This is a genomic window from Pseudonocardia bannensis (assembly GCF_012911875.1).
GTDB lineage: Bacteria > Actinomycetota > Actinomycetes > Mycobacteriales > Pseudonocardiaceae > Pseudonocardia > Pseudonocardia bannensis.
On record NZ_JAAXKZ010000052.1, the window covers coordinates 1 to 17,043 of the forward strand.

Consider the following 17,043-nt stretch of genomic DNA (forward strand, 5'->3'; position numbering starts at 1 on the left):
GCGGCGCTCGGCCGGGGCCGACGAAGCCGCAGGCGCAGCCGGCTGAGCCGGAGTCTCCGGCTGGGCCGGGGGCGGGGTCGGTGCGACCGGACCGGGCCGCGGGCCCGGACGGGGGCCGGGAACCGGTCCGCCGCCGGTGGGCCGGGGCGAGCCGGAGGTCGGGGCGGCCGACTGGCCGCCACCGGGACGCGGGCGGTTGCCCCCACCCGGACCGCCGCGGCGCGCTCCGTTACCGGAGTCGCCGCCCGCCATCGCCTCACGCAGCTTGCGCGCGACGGGGGCCTCGACGGTGGAGGAGGGGGACTTCACGTACTCACCCAGGTCCTGCAGCTTGCTGAGGACCTGCTTACTGCTGACGCCGAGCTCTTTCGCGAGCTCGTGTACGCGGGCCTTGCCTGCCACTGCTCTCCTTGTTTCTCGGAGGCCGGCGGCATGTCCCGCTCGACCTCGAACCTAGTGTCGAAGCACGTTCATGGTGCGATCTTCACGACTGGCTCATGACGGGTCGACCTTGCTTCCGTTAATGACGGACCCGGGTGTCTCCCGGGCCCCGATCTCGGTCCCACTCGTGCTGCAGCCAGGCTGCAGGTGGGACCGTACCTCGCTGACGTCCAGCGGTCCCCGGACACGGAGCGCCCGCGGGAACGCCGAGCGTCGCTCGGCACGGCCGAGGCACTCCAGGTCGGGGTGCAGCCAGGCACCTCGGCCGGGGAGCCGCCGCCGCGGGTCCGGGGTGAGAACCCCGTCCACCACGACAACACGCAACAGACCGCCGGCCGCCGCTCGGGAACGGCAACCGATGCACGTCCGAACCGGCTCGGAACCGGTGCGAGGACCAGGTCCGAAGGACGGACTTCCGGGAGCCGAACCCTGGCGGTGGGCCGGCCCTGAGTGTAGCGCGTCGTGACTCAGCCGACCGACTCCGTACCGGACGCTCCGGCGATCTCCGACGCGGCGCCGCCGCCTTCGGCGGGGGTGTTGCGCGGGTCGGCGTCGCTGCGGATGTCGATGCGCCAGCCCGTCAACCGGGCCGCCAGCCGGGCGTTCTGCCCCTCCTTGCCGATGGCCAGGGAGAGCTGGAAGTCCGGCACCACCACGCGGGCGGTCTTGGCCTTGGCGTCGAGCACCGTGACCGACACCACCTTCGACGGCGACAGGGCGTTGCCGACGAACGTGGCGGAGTCCTCGGACCAGTCGATGATGTCGATCTTCTCTCCGGCCAGCTCGCTCATCACGTTGCGCACCCGGGCCCCGACCGGGCCGATGCATGCCCCCTTCGGGTTGACCCCCGGCACCGTCGAGCGGACGGCGATCTTGGAGCGGTGCCCGGCCTCCCGGGCCACCGCGACGATCTGCACCGAGCCGTCGACGATCTCCGGCACCTCGAGCGCGAACAGCTTGCGCACGAGATTGGGATGTGTACGGGACAACGTGATCTGGGTGCCGCGCATTCCCCGGGTCACCCCGACCACGTAGCAGCGGATCCGGTCACCGTGCTGGTAACGCTCACCGGGCACCTGCTCGGCCTGCGGCAGCACGCCCTCGGTCTGGCCCCCGTTCAGGGCCACGATCACCACGCCGCGGGCGTTGGCACGCGCGTCGCGCTGCACCTCGCCGGTGACGATCTCGCCCTCCTTCGCGGAGAACTCGCCGAAGGTGCGCTCGTGCTCGGCATCGCGCAGCCGCTGGACGATCACCTGGCGGGCGGTGGTGGCCGCGATCCGGCCGAAGCCCTCCGGGGTGTCGTCCCACTCGGTGGTGACGGAGCCGTCGTCGGCGAGCTCCTGGGCCATCACCCGGACCAGACCGGTCTTGCGGTCGATGTCGATGCGGGCGTGCGGCTGGTGGCCCTCGGTGTGCTTGTAGGCGGTGAGCAGCGCGGTCTCGATGGCCTCGATCACCATCTCGAAGGGGATCTCCTTGTCGCGCTCGATGGCGCGCAGGGCGGCGATGTCGACGTTCATCTCTGCTCCCCAGAGGACGGCGGGGACGGCGTGGTGTCGTCCGTCTGTGCATGGTCGGGCGACAGCAGGTCCACCTCGGCGTCGGGCGGCGGCCGGAACTCGACCTGTACCGCCGCGTACGCGACGTCGGCGTAGCGCACCTCGCGCAGGACGCCGTCCACGAGCAACGTGACGGCCTCCTCGCCTGCGGGCCCGACCCGACCCTGGAAGGTCGTGCCGTCGGGCCGGCGGACCTCGACGAGCCGCAGGTGCGCGCGCCGCCAGTGGCGGGGCCCGGTCAGCGGCCGATCGACACCCGGCGAGGTGACCTCGAGGGTGTACGAACCGCCGATGAGGTGCTCGTGCTGGTCGAGCTCGGCCGAGGCCGAGCGACTCAGGCGGGCGATGTCATCCAGCCCCACACCGGTGTCGGAGTCCACCACCACCTTGACGGTGTGCCGGCGGCCGGCCACACGTACGTCGAGCTCGTCGAGTTCGAAGCCGGCGGCGATGACGATCGGTTCCAGCACGCCGTGCAGCTGCCCGGTGAGCTGCTCGGGGCCTGGGCTGGGCATCGGGTCGCTCCTTGAAGAGGTCGATGGATCGGTGGGGACCTGAGGTCGGCCACCCGACGGCCGGAGACCACGGGGGTCGGCAGACAACCGGGTGGGGTCGCCAGGGTATCGCGCCGGGCATGGACGGCGACCTGGCAGGATGGGGCGCCGTGAGCGCCCGGAGCCTGGTATCGGACGGTGGTGCACCGTTCACGGAAGCGGCTCCGGGTCGATCCGGCGGGCACACGGGCGGGTCCGTGTCGCGCCGCCGCCTGCTGGGCCTCGCGCTGCTCGTTCCGACCGGGCTCGCCCTGGGCGGCACGCTGTCGGCCTGCTCGACGCCCGCTACCGGCGACGTCGGCCCCGACCCGCTGATCGCGCTGGCCGACCAGGCCCGCGCCGACGCCGCGCTGGCCGCGACCGCGATCGCCGCGACGCCGGCCTTGGCGGCCCGGCTGGAGCCGCTGCGGGCCGCCCGGGCCGAGCACGCCGCCGCACTGGACGCCGAGGTCATCCGCCTCGACCGGGCCCGCGCGAGCGCGGTCCCGGCCGCCCCGCCCGCGCCGGCGTCCCGGCCGACGCTCGCGGCGGTCCGGAACGCGCTCGCCGCCTCGGCCCGCGGCGCCGAGGGCGTGATCGGCACACTGCCGGTCGACCGGGTGGGCCTGGTCGCCTCCGTCGCAGCCTGTTGCACGACCTACGTGGCGGTACTCGAGTGAGCTCTCCGCAGTCCCCTCGGTCGACGATCGATGACACCGCGAGGGAGGCGCTGCAGGTCGCGCTCGCCGCCGAGCACGCCGCGCTGTGGGCCTACTCGCTGATCGTCGCGTTCCTGCCCGAAGCCCAGGTGCGGCGGGCTCGTGAGGACGCCGCAGCGCACCGCTCCCTGCGTGGCCTCGTCGAGCAGACCCTCACCGACATCGGCGCGAAGCCGGTGTCGGCGCAGCCTGCCTACGCCAGCCCGGAGCCGGTGACCGACACCCGGTCGGCCGGTGCGCTGGCCGTGGTGGCCGAGACCGACGCGATGGCGGCCTGGCGCTCGGTGCTCGAGCACACCACCGACGCCCCGCTCCGCAAGGCCGCGCTCGACGCGCTGACCCAGGCCACGCTCCGCTGCGCCCGCTGGCGGTCGGCCACCGGGATGGCACCCGCGATCCCGGTGTTCCCCGGCCGCCCCTGACCCGCGAGTCGGGGTATCGCCGCGCGCGAGTCGCGGTCTCCACACCCGCGAGTCGCGGTCTCCGCGTGCGCGAGTCGCGGTCTCCGCGTGCGCGAGTCGCGGTCTCCGCGTGCCCTAGTCGGGGTGCCGTGCGCGCGAGTCGGGGTTCTGGAACCTCAGGCCAGCGCATCGAGCGCCCGCTGCACGTCGGCGTCGGTGTTGTAGAGGTGGAACGACAGCCGCACACCCCCGCCCCGCCCGCTGGCGACCACGCCGGCGTCGGCCAACCGCCCGGCGGCGTCGGGCTGGTGGACGGTCACGATCGCCGATCCCGCGGGTTCCATCCCGAGCCCGGCCCGGAACGCGTCCGCCAGCCCGACGCAGTGCGCGCGCACGGCCTCCCGGTCCAGCCCGGCCAGCCAGGGCAGGGCTGCCGCGGCCCCGACGTGGCACAGCCAGGCCGGTGAGGTGTCCAGTCCCCGGCCGCCGGGAGCCAGCCGCGGCGGAAGCCCGTAGATGCTCCCCCACGGCTCGGCACCCGCGTACCACCCGGCGGCATGCGGCACCACGTCCAGCTCCGGGTGCACAGCCATCCAGGCCGCTCCGCGCGGGCTGAGCATCCACTTGTAGGCCCCGGCGACGACGACGTCGGCCCACTCCAGGTGCAGCGGCAGCCAGCCGGCCGCCTGCGTGACGTCGAGCAGCACCCGGGTGCCGGAGTCGCGGGCCGCGCGCAACGCGTCCAGGTCGGCCAGCCGGCCGTCCGCGGACTGCACGGCGCTCACCGCCACCCAGTCGTGCTCGCCGGCCTGCTCACCCAGCTCGTCGAGCCCGACCTCGGTCACCGTGACCCCGCGGCGGGCCTGCACCGCGAACGGGAAGCTGACGCTGGTGAACTCGCCCTTCGCGACGAGCACCCGCGTGCCGTCGGGCACGCTCGCGGCGACGAGCCCGACCAGCGGGGACACCGCCGAGCCGATCGCCACCCGGTCCACCCCGACACCCGCGAGATCGGCGAAGGCGGCCCGGGCGGTCGCCACGGGCTCGTCGAAGTCCTCCGCCCGGCCCGAGCCCGCCCGCCAGTCGCGGACCGCGTCGACGACCGCCTCCGCGACGCTCGCCGGCGGCAGCCCGATGGACGCCGTGTTCAGGTACCCGTCCGGGACGTCGAACTGCTGACCGAACGCCGCGCGCATGGGTCGTGACACTAGAGCCCGGCGGGGCCTCCCGGCGCGCCGTAGGGTCCCTCCCGTGCACAGCGAGCTCATCGAGATCCGGACCGGTTCGGCCGAGACCGTCGTCGACCTGACCTCACGTATCAAAGCCTTCCTGCGCGGCATCGACGCCGTCGACGGCCTGCTCAACGTCTGGGTACCGCACGCGACGGCCGGGCTCGCCGTGATCGAGACCGGAGCCGGTAGCGACACCGATCTGCTCGCCGCCCTTCGCGACCTGCTGCCCGCCGACGACCGCTGGGAACACCGGCACGGCAGCCACGGACACGGGCGCGACCACGTGCTGCCCGCGATCATCGCGCCGTCGATGTCGGTACCCGTGCTGGGCGGACGCCCGGCCCTGGGTACCTGGCAGTCGGTGTGCCTGGTCGACACGAACACCGACAACCCGGTCCGCGGGCTGCGGCTGTCGTTCCTGACCGGCTGAGTCAGGCGTCAGGCCCATCCCGCTGCCATGCGGCGGACGGCGGGCACGACCGCACCTCCCGTTCACCCTGCCGGGCGTGATCACCGGGCGCCCCCGACCGGCACCGACCGGCTGGCCGCGATCATGGCGCCCGCGGCGCGCTACCCTGCGACCTGTGACGACGCCGGGCGGGCGGCCGCCGGAATCCGACGGGGATGCGCCCGACGTGCAGGACCGCCCCGAGCCGTCCACCGACAGGGAGCCCTCGGGCCCGCTCGATCAGGAACCGGCAGGTCCCACAGCGGCAGAACGGGCTCCGGCGGAACGGGCGTCCCCGCTCGCGGACCCCGTCGCACCCGCCGACCCGACGACGGTCGGCCTCGTCCCCGACGCCGCCGCAACTCCGCCGGCGGACCGATCCGGGCTCACACAGTGGGTACCCACCGACGGAGGCTGGGGGCCCCCGTGGGCGCCACCCGCGGCGCAGCCGTACCCGAACCAGGCGCCGCCCGTCCACCAGCCCGGCGCGGCGGACTGGTCGGCCCCCCGGTACCCGGGCCAGCAGTGGCCGCCCACTCAGCAGTACCCCGGCCAGCAGTGGCCGCCCACCCACCAGTACCCGGCCCAGCCGGCCGCCGCCGCGGCACCGCGGTTGGGCACGCCCGGCGCACCGGCGGCCTGGGGCGGGCAGCAGTGGGCCGGGCCCGCCGGCCCCCCGACCTGGGCCGGGCCGCCGACCTCGTGGGGACCACCGGCGTCGCCTCCACCGGGCCGCCAACGCGGCAAGATCGCCGCGCTGCTCACGGTCGGGGCGGTCGTGCTGGCCGGCCTCGGGCTCGGGGTCTTCCTCCTCGTGCGCGGTACCGGCTCGGTCACCCCGTCGAACTTCCAGGCCGTGCGCACCAGCTACCTCGAGTACTCGGTGCCGCCGGACTGGACGGCGGCCCCGCCGGGACAGATGTCGTCGCTGCCGGTGCTCGGCGTGAGCTTCGACGGGATCGTCGACGGCCCCGAGTACCGGTGCGACGGCGCGACCTACCTGCGCGGCACGGTGTCGAGCGGGCTGCTCACCGGACCCGGAACCGAAACGGCCCCCGAGACCGTCGCCCGCACCTTCGCCCGTGAGCTGGGCACCGTCTACTACACGGCGCTGCGCCCACCGGAGGTGCGGGTCTCCGCGCCGCGAACGGTGGCGGTCAGCGGCGTGACCGGCTGGGTGGTGGAGGCGACCGCCCGAACGCCGGCCGATGACGGCTGTCTGGCCATCGAGGGCACGGTGCTGGTGCTCGCGCTGCCGACGACCGCGCCGGACGGCGCGGCGGCCACCGCCCTGCTCGTCGTCAACGGCGACGTCGCCGGTGGTCCGGTGACCCCGCCGTCGCCGACCCGCGAGACGCTCGAGCAGATCCTCGGCAGCGCCCGCCTGCCCGGTATCTGACCCGTTCCGGGCGAGATGTTCGGGCCGTACCGGCTCGACGGGCTGCTCGGTCGCGGCGGGACGGGCGAGGTCTACAGCGCCTACCACAGCACGCAGGACCGCACCGTCGCGCTGAAGCTCCTGCTCAGCGGGCTGGGCTCGGGCCAGGAGTACCGCGAACGCTTCCTGCGCGAGTCACAGGTCACCGCCAGGCTCACCGATCCGCAGGTCCTCCCGATCCACAACCGGGGCGAGGGGCGGGGCCGCTGGATCGGCTCGTCGCGGGCGCGCTGCTCGCCGTCGGCACGGGATCGTCCTGTTCAGCCAGAACCGGAGAGGGTCGTCCGGCACCCCTCCGACGACGAGCGCCGCCCCGACCGGGCCGAGTGCCGCTCAACGTGAGCCCTTCGCCGTGCTGCCGACCGGCTTCGATGCGGCCGACCGCACGCCCGCCCCCGATCCGTAATCTCGTAACGAAGCCGTCGCGCTGATCGACGACAGGTCGTACGGGGACATCGCCCGGCTATGGTCAGCCCGGGGCTGGCGCACGACGCAGCGGGGGACGACGCCGATGACCGGGACCACGTTCGGGCCGTACACGATCGAGGGTCTACTGGGCCGCGGCGGCATGGGCGAGGTCTACCGCGCCTACGACACCGAGACCGACCGGGTCGTCGCGTTGAAGCTGCTGCCCGGGCACCTGGCCAGCAACGAGGAGTACCTCGAACGGTTCCGCCGTGAGTGCCGGGCGGCGGCGCGGCTGCGCGAACCGCACGTGGTTCCGATCCATCGTTTCGGCGAGATCGACGGGCGGCTCTACCTCGACATGCGGTTGGTCGAGGGTACGGATCTCGGCGCCTGGTTGCGCGCCTACGGGCCGCTGCCGCCGGCCGCCGCGGTGGCGGTCGTCGCGCAGGTCGCGAGCGCCCTGGACGCCGCCCACGCCGACGGGCTGGTGCACCGTGACGTCAAGCCGTCCAACGTCCTGCTCTCCGGCATCGAGGGGTGCGACGTCGACCCCGGCTCGCTGTTCGCCTACCTGTTCGACTTCGGCATCGCCCGGTCCCGCGACACCGACGACTCCTCCGACGCGCTGACCCGGACCGGCACCATGCCGGGCTCGCTCGCCTACATCGCGCCCGAGCGGTTCACGGGTGCGGAGGCCGACCGCCGGGTCGACGTGTACGCGCTGGCCTGCGTGCTGCACCAGGCGCTGACCGGTCACCAGCCCTTCGACGGCGACCTGCCGACACTCCTGCACGCGCATCTGCACGCCCCGCCGCCCCGGCCCAGCGAGGTCTGGCCGGGCGTCCCACCGGCCCTCGACGCGGTCGTCGCGCGGGGGATGGCGAAGGACCCGGACCAGCGCTTCCCCACCGCGGGGACGCTCGCCGCAGCCGCACGCGGCGCGCTGGGTGCACCCTTCACCACGGCCCCCGGCCCCCCGAGCGACCCGGGCACCGATCCCCGGCCGTCCCTGCTCGGTACGGGCACGCCGGGGCCGGGCGGGTCCGATCCGCGAGCGAGCGGCAACGGCTACGGCTATGGCCCCCCGGGCCATGGCGCCGGCGGTTACGGCGGGCCTGCCGGCACCGGCGCACCGGGGAGCGGCAGCGATCCACGTCAGCCGATCGACCCCGGCGGCTTCAGCGGCCCGAACCACCTCGTCCCCGGCCACCCCGGGACGACCGCCACCGGGCGGCCCGGGAGTCGGGCGGCGTGGATCGGGATCGGGGTGGCGGCGGCGGTGGTCGTGGCCGGCGTCGTCGTGATCATCGCGGTGCTCCGCGGCGGGGGGACGGGCACGGCGATCGGGCCGGACGCCACCACGGCACCGGCCTCACCGCCCACGAGTGCGGCCACCCCGACCGGCGCGACGCCCGATGCGGCGACCCAGCTCCTGCTCAACCAGCTGCCGAACGGCTTCGGCGCCTCCAACTGCACACCCGACGCCTCGCTGGGTGGGCAGCCCGGCGCCACCGCGTACGTCGTCTGCAACTCCGGCCCCGTCGGCGGGCCCAGCAGCGCGACCTTCACCCGCTACGCCACGCGCACGCAGATGGACGAGAGCTTCGAGCAGGCGGCCGCCGGCGAGGGCATCCCCACCGCCCTCGGGAAGGTCGAGGACTGCCGGGGCGGAGCGAACCTGCGCGCCTCGTACGTCCGCGGCGAGGTCGAGGGCGGGAGCGTCGGCTGCTTCACCGAGGCGAGCAGCGGCGCCGCGTTCCTGTTCTGGACCGACAACGCCGCCCTCGCCTTCGGATACGTCCGCGGCGAGGACGGCGACCGGGCCAAGCTCTACGACTGGTGGCAGTCGACCGACTTCGTCACGCAGCGCTGAGGGCTCGCTACCGCTTCCCGGCCAGCTCGACGAGGTGCTCGACGACGGTGTCGCGTGCGATCTCGGTGCGCTCGCCGGTCCGCCGGTCCTTGACCTCGATCAGCCCGGAGGCCAGCCCACGCCCGACCACCACGATCGTCGGCACGCCGATCAGCTCGGCGTCGGCGAACTTGACCCCGGGCGAGGCCTTGCGGTCGTCGAGCAGCACCGACAGGCCCGCGGCCTCCAGCTCGGCGGCCAGCTGCTCGCCACCGGCGGTGATCTCCTCGTTCTTGCCGGCGATCACGACGTGGACGTCGAACGGCGCGACGGCGCGCGGCCACACCAGGCCCGACTCGTCGTGGCTCTGCTCGGCGATCGCCGCGACCAGGCGCGACACCCCGATCCCGTAGGAGCCCATGGTGATCCGGACCGGCTTGGCGTCCGGGCCCAGCGCGTCGAGGGCGAACGCGTCGGCGTACTTGCGGCCGAGCTGGAAGATGTGCCCGATCTCGATTCCGCGGGCGGCCACCAGGGTGCCGGCGCCGTCCGGCGAGGGATCACCGGCGCGCACCTCGGCGGCCTCGATCGTGCCGTCCGGGGTGAAGTCGCGGCCGGCGACGAGGTCGACGACGTGGTGGTCGGCCTTGTCGGCGCCGGTGACCCAGGCCGTCCCGGTCACGATCCGCGGGTCGACCAGGTACTTCACGCCGTTCGCCGTCAGCGCGCCCGGCCCGATGTAGCCCTTGACCAGGAACGGGTGCGCGGCGAAATCGGCGTCGTCGAGCAGCGCGACCTCGGCGGGCGCCAGGGACGCCTCGAGGCGCTTCATGTCGACCTCCCGGTCGCCGGGGACGCCGACGCCGAGCAGCTCCCAGTCCTTCGCGCCCGGCAGCCGGGTCTTGACCAGCACGTTCTTCAGCGTGTCGGCCGCGGTGAACGTGCGACCGAGGCCGGCCGCGTTCAGGAAGCCGACGAGCGTCTCGATCGTCGGGGTGTCGGGGGTGTGGTGCACCTGCGCCGGCGGCTTGTCGTCGATCGGCTGCTCCGGTGGCGCCGGGGTGGTGACGGCCTCGACGTTGGCCGCGTAGCCGGACTCCGGCGAACGGACGAAGGTGTCCTCGCCGGTCTCGGACTCGGCCAGGAACTCCTCGCTGGCCGAGCCGCCCATCGCCCCGGACGTCGCCGAGACGATCACGTAGCGCAGCCCGAGCCGGTCGAAGATCTTGACGTAGGCCTCGCGGTGCCTGGCGTAGGACTCGCCCAGCCCCTCGTCCGTGAGGTCGAACGAGTACGAGTCCTTCATCAGGAACTCCCGGCCGCGAAGGATGCCGGCGCGGGGGCGCTCCTCGTCCCGGTACTTCGTCTGGATCTGGTAGAGGATCACCGGGTAGTCCTTGTAGGAGGAGTACTCCCCCTTCACGACCTGGGTGAACAGCTCCTCGTGGGTCGGTCCGAGCAGGTAGTCCCCGCCCTTGCGGTCCTTGAGCCGGAACAGGTTGGGGCCGTACTCGGTCCACCGGTTCGTCGCCTCGTAGGGCTCGCGCGGCAGCAGCGCGGGAAACTGGATCTCCTGGGCGCCGATGGCGTCCATCTCCTCGCGCACCACCTGCTCGATGTTGCGCAGCACCTTCAGCCCCAGCGGCAGCCAGGAGTACACCCCCGGCGCGACGCGGCGGACGTAGCCGGCGCGGACCAGCAGCTTGTGGCTGGGAACCTCCGCGTCGGCCGGGTCCTCGCGGAGGGTGCGGAGGAACAGCGACGACATCCGGGTCAACACCTGGTGAAGCGTAGCGACGCGCCCGCCGCGGCTTCTCCCCGGTTCCGCGTCGACCTGTGCAGGCGCGCAGGCCTGCCCGGCCCAGGCTCAGGCGGAGCCCGGCCGTCAGCCCGCAAGCAGGTCCGCGAGCAGCGCGCTGACCGTCGGCGTCTCGATGAGGAAGCCGTCGTGCCCGTACGGGGAGTCGATCACCGCCAGCTCGGTGGCGTTCGGGATCCCGGCGGCCAGCTCGGCCTGCTGCTCGAGCGGGTAGAGCCGATCGGAGCTGACCCCGGCGACCAGTGTGCGTGCGGTGACCCGGCGCAGCCCTTCCATCACCCCACCGCGGCCGCGGCCGACGTCGTGCGCGTTCATCATCTCGGTGAGCCGCACGTACGAACCGGCGTCGAAGCGGCGGACCAGCTTGGCCGCGTGGTGGTCCAAATAGGACTCGACGGCGTAGCGCCCGCCGTGCAGCGGGTCCTCGCCGTCCTGCGCATCGCGACCGAACCGGGTGGCCAGCTCGTAGCCGCTGCGGTAGCTCAGGTGCGCCATGCGCCGCGCGACCCCGAGACCACGGTGCGGGCCCTCCCCGGCGGGCGCGTCGTGATAGTCCCCGCCGTTCCAGCCGGGGTCGCTGCGGATCGCGGCCAGCTGCGGGGCGGCCCACCCGATCTGGTCCGCCGACGCCGCCGCCGGGCTTGCCAGCAGGAACAGCCGCTCGACGCGGTCGGGCTCCATCGCGGCCCACTCCAGGGCGCGCATGCCGCCCATGGAGCCGCCGACCACGCACGCCCACCGGTCCACGCCGAGCGCGTCGGCCAGCGCGACCTCCGCCGCCACCGAGTCGCGCGCGGTGACCAGCGGGAACCGGCTGCCCCACGCCCGGCCGTCCGGAGCGGGCGATGCGGGGCCTGTGGAGCCCTGACAGCCGCCCACCACGTTCGGGGCGACGACGAACCAGTCCGCCGGGTCGAGCGCCCGACCGGTGCCGATCAGCGCGTCCCACCAGCCGGGGGTCGGGTGGCCGGGACCGGCCGGGCCGGCGACGTGGCTGTCGCCGGTCAGCGCGTGCAGGATCAGCACCGCGTTCGTCCCGGCCGCGTTCAGCGAGCCCCAGGTCTCGTAGGCGATCCGGACGCCGGGCAGCTCCCCGCCGGCCTCCAGCCGCAGGGGCGCCGGCAGCGTCACGAACTGCCGGCGTCCCACGTCGTCTCCCTCCCGCCAGGCACCGCTGGCGGGAGGGAGCTCGAGTGTCGTGCTCATCGAGGGGGTCTGGCAGGCCTCATGCGCCCTTGGCCGCGCGGAACCCGGCGTCCAGGTCGGCCTTGATGTCCTCGATGCCCTCGAGGCCCACGGACAGCCGGATCAGGCCCGGGGTGACCCCGCTGGCCAGCTGCTCCTCGCCGGAGAGCTGGCTGTGCGTGGTGCTGGCCGGGTGGATCACCAGGCTGCGCACGTCGCCGATGTTGGCGAGATGGCTGTGCAGCTCGAGCGCGTCGACGAACTTCTTGCCCGCCTCCACGCCGCCGCGGATGTCGAAGGACACGATCGCGCCGGCGCCACGGGGCAGGTACTTCTGCGCGAGCGTGTGCCACGGGCTCGACGGGATGCCCGCGTAGTGCACCTTCTCGACCTCGTCACGCTGCTCGAGCCACTCGGCCACGGCCTGCGCGTTCTGCACGTGCCGCTCCATACGCAGCGACAGCGTCTCGATGCCCTGGATCAGCAGGAAGCTGTTCTGCGGGGCGATGGCCGGGCCGATGTCGCGCAGCAGCTGCACGCGCAGCTTGATCAGGTAGGCCAGCGGGCCGAGGGCCTCGAAGTAGTTCAGCCCGTGGTAGCTGGGGTCCGCGGTGGTGAGGCCGGCGAAACGCTCGGCGTGGGCGCCCCAGTCGAAGTTGCCGCTGTCGATCACGACGCCGCCGATGGCGGTGCCGTGGCCGCCGAGGAACTTCGTGGCGGAGTGCACGACGATGTCGGCGCCGTGCTCGAGCGGGCGCAGCAGGTACGGGGTGGGGACGGTGTTGTCCACGATCAGCGGGACACCGGCCTCGTGCGCCGCGTCGGCGACCGCGCGGACGTCGAGGACGTTGCCGCGCGGGTTGCCCAGCGTCTCGGCGTAGAACAGCTTGGTGTTCGGCCGGACCGCGGCCCGCCACTCGTCGAGGTTGTCCGGGTCGTCGACGAACGTGACCTCGATACCCAGCTTCGGCAGCGTGTAGTGGAACAGGTTGTAGGTGCCGCCGTAGAGCGAGGCGCTGGAGACGAAGTGGTCGCCGGACTCGGCGATGTTGAGGATCGCCATCGTCTGGGCCGCCTGCCCGGAGGCGAACGCGACGGCCCCGAGGCCGCCCTCGAGCGCCGCGACGCGCTGCTCGAGCACGTCCTGGGTCGGGTTCATGATCCGCGTGTAGATGTTGCCGGTCTCGGCGAGCCCGAACAGCGCGGCGGCGTGGTCGGTGTCGCGGAACGTGTACGACGTCGTCTGGTAGATCGGGGTGGCACGGGCGCCGGTCGTCGGGTCCGACGTGGCACCCGCGTGCACCTGCTTGGTCTCGAAGGACCAGGAGGCCGTCGGGTCGGGGGTCTCGGTCACGGTGCTCTCCCTGAGCGAAGGTGGGGCGGATGGCGAGGCGGGGGCGAGACCGACGGCGCAGGTCTGCTCCGGCGCGGTGCCCGCGCGCAGCGGGCCGGCAGCCGTCGGTGGGTCGAGTCAGCAGCCGGGACAGGCCGCGCTCGTGACCCGCATGTTGTCGACATGCAGGCGCGCCACGAGGCAGATCACCGGTGGACCGTAACCGGGCCGTCGCACCGGGCACAACTTCGCCCCGGGTAGGCCCCCCGACCGGTTGATCTCAGGCGGTCACCTACCGGGATCAGCGATCGCGGCGCGGTTCCCCGGACGCGGCCGGCGTATCCGCCCCGATCGCGTCGCCCGGGGCTGCCCGGCCGTCCCCGGCGTCGCCGGGCGGCCCGCCGGCCGAGGTCTCCGGCACCGCCTCACGGGCCGCCGCCGCCGCCCGCTCGGCCCGTTCGCCCAGGTCCGCGAGCTCCGCATCCAGCTCGGCGGCCCGCGGGGCGAGCCGCCCGACCCACTCCGCGGCCTCGACGGCCACCCCGACCGCCTCGGCCGGCCGGTCGTCGCCGAGCAGCGACTCGATCCCCTGGGCGACGCTCGGCAACGTCGCGCTCGTGGTGTCCGGGATGAGGAAGGGGGCCAGGCCGGGTGGATCGGGCTCCCGCGCCCGCAACTCGCGCAGCGCCGTGACGACCGGGCGCAACCCCCCGACCTCGTCGAGCAACGCGATCACGCCATAGCTGCGGGTGGTCATCCGCGGGCGGCCCGGGTGGCGGTCGAGCCACGCCAACATCTCGGCTTCGCCGCCCAGCCGGTGCTCCACGCGCTGCAACGTCGCCACCAGCGCGATGGGCATCGAGGCGTGGAAGGGCATCAGCATCGCGACCTGGTCCGCGAGCTCGGCAACGCCGGCGTCGTTCAGCCGGCCGTCGACGAACGCGCCGACCAGGTCGAGGTCCAGCCGGAAGCCGGAGACCGGTTCGTCGATCACGCCTACCCCTGGCTCAGCCGCATGGCGACGACGGCGAGCACCGCGCCGTAGATGACCGCGAAGGACCCGATCAGCACCGCCAGCCCGATCGCGCCGGCCACCGGCTCGATCACCAGCAGCACCCCGGCGACCACCGAGAGCGCCCCGGCCAGCGCGAGCAGCCACACCCCGCGCATCATGCTGCGCAGCCGGTACGCGGCGATCAGCTCCACGACGCCGGTGACCAGCGCCCACACCCCGACGACCACGGCGAGCGCGACGGCGGTGATGCCGGGCCACACCAGGGCGATGACCCCCGCGGCGATGCCCAGCAGGCCGTACATCACGCCGAACCACCAGCGGGCCCGGTCCCGGTGACGCACCGCGTCGACCACCCGGGCCACCCCGTCGACCAGGGCGTACGCGCCGAAGGCCACGGCCAGGGCGAGCACGGTCAGATCGGGGCGCAGCAGCGCGACCAGCCCGAACGCGACGGCCAGGATCGCGCGGAGCGCGATCGCCGGGCGGGCAGGTGCGAGCAGCAGGGCCGCTGCGCTCTCGCCACCGAACTGCGCACTCGAGGGACTAGCGGTCATGGCGCCCTCCACAGCCGGATCGGATGGGCTGGACGGGCATCGTGCGCGCGGCGGACACGTCCGGACCTCGGCCTACCGTGACGACGTGCGCGCCGCCGGTAGCCCCGTGAGGCCGGTGGTGCGGGGCGCTAGCGTGGCCTCCGTGCTCGTTCTGCTGCCGCCCTCGGAGACCAAGCGCGCCGGTGGCGACGGACCCCCGCTCAGCCTGGACGCGCTGTCGCACCGCGAGCTCGATCCGGTACGCAAGGAGTTGCTCGACGAACTCGTCGAGCTGTCCGCCGACGTCGAGGCGAGCCGCACCGCCCTCGGGCTCTCCCCGCGGCAGGACGACGAGATCGCCCGCAACGCGGCGGTGTGGTCGTCGGGCACGATGCCGGCCCTGCACCGCTACACCGGCGTCCTCTACGACGCACTCGACGTGTCCTCACTGACGGGGGCGGCCGCCGCCCGCGCGAGGGCCCGGCTCGCCGTCGGCTCGGCGCTGTTCGGGCTGCTGCGCGCCGAGGACCCGGTGCCGGCCTACCGGTTGTCCGCGGGTTCGACGCTCCCCGGCCGGCCCACACTGGCGGCGCGCTGGCGACCGGTGCTCGAACCGGTCCTGGCGGCGCTGGGCACCGACGAGCTCGTCGTCGACCTGCGCTCCGGCTCCTACGCCGGGCTCGGCCGGCTCCCCGGCGCGGTGACGGTGACCGTGCTCGCCCAGCGCCCCGACGGGAAGCGGACGGTGGTCAGCCACCACAACAAGTCCCACAAGGGCCGGCTGGCGCGGTTGCTCGCCGGAACCCGCGCGGAGCCCGCCGACGCCGCCGGGGTGGCCGCGATCGCCCGCCGTGCCGGGATGACCGTGGAGCGCCCGGCGCCGACCGAGCTGGAGATCGTGCTCCCGCTCTGACACCCCGGCCGTCCGGGGCCCGGGAAATTGCGTTGCGGCGGGGCGGGAGTAGCCACCAGGGTGGGGTCGAGCAGCCGGGGAACCGGTGTGACGAGCAGGAGGAGGTGCCCCCATGTCGACGGCCGCCCGGGACGTGGCACGCCCTCGTCCGCCCGCCCCACCCGGCTGAGACGCGCCCGTCGGTGGGGCACCGCACACAGGAGACCCACCAGTGCGTTCGCACGACTTCGATCACGAACCGATCCGCCGCCGTCGCCACCGTTTCGACGACGACGAACCACGCCCCACGCGCCGCGGCCGGCCGGCCCCGCCGGAACTCGACGGTCGCGCCGGCACCGGCGACGGCCCGCCCGACGGCGATCGCTGGTCCACATGGGACGCAGCCGAGCACGGCCCCGAACCCCGCCCCAGGTGGGTGATCACCGAGAACGCGGCGGTCGACACCGAGCTCGGCGTCCTCAAGAGCGGGAAGGAGGCCGACGTCCACCTGCTGGAACGCGCCGTACCCGGGGCCGCCCGGCGCACTCTGCTCGCGGCCAAGCGCTTCCGCACCGCCGAACACCGGCTGTTCCACCGCGACGCGAGCTACCTCGAGGGCCGGCGGGTACGCCGGTCCCGCGAGATGCGAGCGATGGCCACCCGGACCGCCTTCGGCCGCGATCTGCTCGCCCAGCAGTGGGCGCGGGCGGAGTTCGCGGCGCTCGGGCGGCTCTGGGCGGCGGGGCTGCCGGTCCCCTACCCGGTGCAGCTGGCCGGCACCGAGGTGCTGCTGGAGTTCATCGGCACCGCCGACGGTGCCGCGGCTCCCCGGCTGGCTCAGTTGCGGCCGGCGCCGGCCGAGCTGCGCGGACTGTGGGACCAACTGGTGGACGCGCTGGTCGGGCTGGCCCGGCATGGCCTCACCCACGGGGATCTGTCCGCCTACAACCTGCTGGTCCACGACGGGCGGCTGGTGCTCATCGATCTCCCGCAGGTCGTGGACGTGATCGGCAACCCGCAGGGTCCGGCGTTCCTGGAGCGCGACGTGCGCCGGGTCGCGGACTGGTTCGCCGCTCGCGGGCTGCCGCCGGAGACCGGGTCGGCGGACGCGCTGCTGGACGGTCTACGCCGCGAGCTGGGTCTGCGAACGTCACAGTCCTGAACGCGCCGTCTGCCGTCGGTGGGGCGGGCGCTCGGGTAGACTGGATCACGAGCGCCCAGCCCGACCACGT

The 17,043-nt window shown here is 74.2% G+C and carries 18 protein-coding genes; 8 read left to right on the forward strand and 10 right to left on the reverse strand.

Going from position 1 to position 17,043, the window contains the following annotated elements; translation table 11 throughout:
• The 4 genes from HF519_RS32395 to rimP form a co-directional block, all read right to left on the reverse strand.
• On the reverse strand, positions 1–402 hold a 402-nt coding region (locus tag HF519_RS32395), incomplete at its 3' end, for a translation initiation factor IF-2 N-terminal domain-containing protein (protein WP_312860130.1).
• A gap of 93 nt (positions 403–495) precedes the next feature.
• Positions 496–1,017 (reverse strand): YlxR family protein, encoded by a 522-nt coding sequence (locus HF519_RS32400; protein WP_281358538.1) that lies wholly within the window; start codon positions 1,015–1,017, stop codon positions 496–498.
• On the reverse strand, positions 909–1,964 hold the full coding sequence (gene nusA, locus HF519_RS15335) for a transcription termination factor NusA (protein ID WP_169413623.1): 1,056 nt from the start codon (positions 1,962–1,964) through the stop codon (positions 909–911). The genes HF519_RS32400 and nusA overlap by 109 nt, the downstream gene beginning before the upstream one ends.
• Positions 1,961–2,518: a ribosome maturation factor RimP gene (gene rimP / locus HF519_RS15340; RefSeq protein WP_169413624.1), complete on the reverse strand. Its 558-nt coding sequence runs from the start codon at positions 2,516–2,518 to the stop codon at positions 1,961–1,963. The genes nusA and rimP overlap by 4 nt, the downstream gene beginning before the upstream one ends.
• A gap of 236 nt (positions 2,519–2,754) precedes the next feature.
• Between rimP and HF519_RS31395 the strand changes: the two genes are divergently transcribed.
• The gene (locus tag HF519_RS31395; protein ID WP_169413625.1) at positions 2,755–3,216 is read left to right on the forward strand and encodes a hypothetical protein; all 462 of its coding nucleotides are present in this window, start codon (positions 2,755–2,757) and stop codon (positions 3,214–3,216) included.
• The gene (locus tag HF519_RS31400) at positions 3,213–3,677 is read left to right on the forward strand and encodes a ferritin-like domain-containing protein (RefSeq protein ID WP_169413626.1); all 465 of its coding nucleotides are present in this window, start codon (positions 3,213–3,215) and stop codon (positions 3,675–3,677) included. Before HF519_RS31395 ends, HF519_RS31400 begins: the two co-directional genes overlap by 4 nt.
• A gap of 155 nt (positions 3,678–3,832) precedes the next feature.
• Here HF519_RS31400 and HF519_RS15355 read toward each other — a convergent pair whose 3' ends face one another.
• Positions 3,833–4,852 carry an aminotransferase class V-fold PLP-dependent enzyme gene (locus HF519_RS15355; RefSeq protein WP_169413627.1) on the reverse strand — a complete coding sequence of 340 codons (1,020 nt, stop codon included), beginning with the start codon at positions 4,850–4,852 and terminating at the stop codon, positions 3,833–3,835.
• A 55-nt stretch (positions 4,853–4,907) separates the two neighbouring features.
• On the opposite strand from HF519_RS15355, the gene HF519_RS15360 reads away from it, so the two are divergent.
• From HF519_RS15360 to HF519_RS15375, 4 genes are all read left to right on the forward strand, one after another.
• Positions 4,908–5,318 carry a secondary thiamine-phosphate synthase enzyme YjbQ gene (locus HF519_RS15360; protein ID WP_169413628.1) on the forward strand — a complete coding sequence of 137 codons (411 nt, stop codon included), beginning with the start codon at positions 4,908–4,910 and terminating at the stop codon, positions 5,316–5,318.
• A gap of 154 nt (positions 5,319–5,472) precedes the next feature.
• Complete coding sequence (locus HF519_RS15365) at positions 5,473–6,735, forward strand: DUF8017 domain-containing protein (protein WP_169413629.1); 1,263 nt, start codon at positions 5,473–5,475, stop codon at positions 6,733–6,735.
• A gap of 15 nt (positions 6,736–6,750) precedes the next feature.
• Positions 6,751–7,116 (forward strand): protein kinase family protein, encoded by a 366-nt coding sequence (locus HF519_RS15370; RefSeq protein WP_169413630.1) that lies wholly within the window; start codon positions 6,751–6,753, stop codon positions 7,114–7,116.
• 169 nt (positions 7,117–7,285) lie between these two features.
• Positions 7,286–9,055, forward strand: coding sequence for a serine/threonine-protein kinase (locus HF519_RS15375; RefSeq protein ID WP_169413631.1), 1,770 nt, complete (start codon positions 7,286–7,288; stop codon positions 9,053–9,055).
• A gap of 7 nt (positions 9,056–9,062) precedes the next feature.
• Here the strand turns inward: HF519_RS15375 and HF519_RS15380 are convergent, their stop codons facing one another.
• The 5 genes from HF519_RS15380 to HF519_RS15400 form a co-directional block, all read right to left on the reverse strand.
• Complete coding sequence (locus tag HF519_RS15380) at positions 9,063–10,814, reverse strand: proline--tRNA ligase (protein ID WP_169413632.1); 1,752 nt, start codon at positions 10,812–10,814, stop codon at positions 9,063–9,065.
• Between the two features lie 105 nt (positions 10,815–10,919).
• Positions 10,920–12,059, reverse strand: coding sequence for a homoserine O-acetyltransferase MetX (gene metX, locus HF519_RS15385; protein ID WP_169413633.1), 1,140 nt, complete (start codon positions 12,057–12,059; stop codon positions 10,920–10,922).
• A gap of 19 nt (positions 12,060–12,078) precedes the next feature.
• Entirely contained in the window at positions 12,079–13,392 is a 1,314-nt protein-coding gene (locus HF519_RS15390; protein ID WP_169413634.1) for a bifunctional o-acetylhomoserine/o-acetylserine sulfhydrylase, read from the reverse strand.
• Between the two features lie 280 nt (positions 13,393–13,672).
• Positions 13,673–14,365, reverse strand: coding sequence for a hypothetical protein (locus HF519_RS15395; protein WP_169413635.1), 693 nt, complete (start codon positions 14,363–14,365; stop codon positions 13,673–13,675).
• A gap of 2 nt (positions 14,366–14,367) precedes the next feature.
• Positions 14,368–14,940, reverse strand: coding sequence for an HdeD family acid-resistance protein (locus tag HF519_RS15400; protein ID WP_169413636.1), 573 nt, complete (start codon positions 14,938–14,940; stop codon positions 14,368–14,370).
• 142 nt (positions 14,941–15,082) lie between these two features.
• Between HF519_RS15400 and yaaA the strand changes: the two genes are divergently transcribed.
• Entirely contained in the window at positions 15,083–15,832 is a 750-nt protein-coding gene (gene yaaA, locus HF519_RS15405) for a peroxide stress protein YaaA (protein ID WP_169413637.1), read from the forward strand.
• A 211-nt stretch (positions 15,833–16,043) separates the two neighbouring features.
• Complete coding sequence (locus HF519_RS15410; RefSeq protein WP_169413638.1) at positions 16,044–16,973, forward strand: serine protein kinase RIO; 930 nt, start codon at positions 16,044–16,046, stop codon at positions 16,971–16,973.
• The last annotated feature ends 70 nt before the right edge of the window (positions 16,974–17,043 follow it).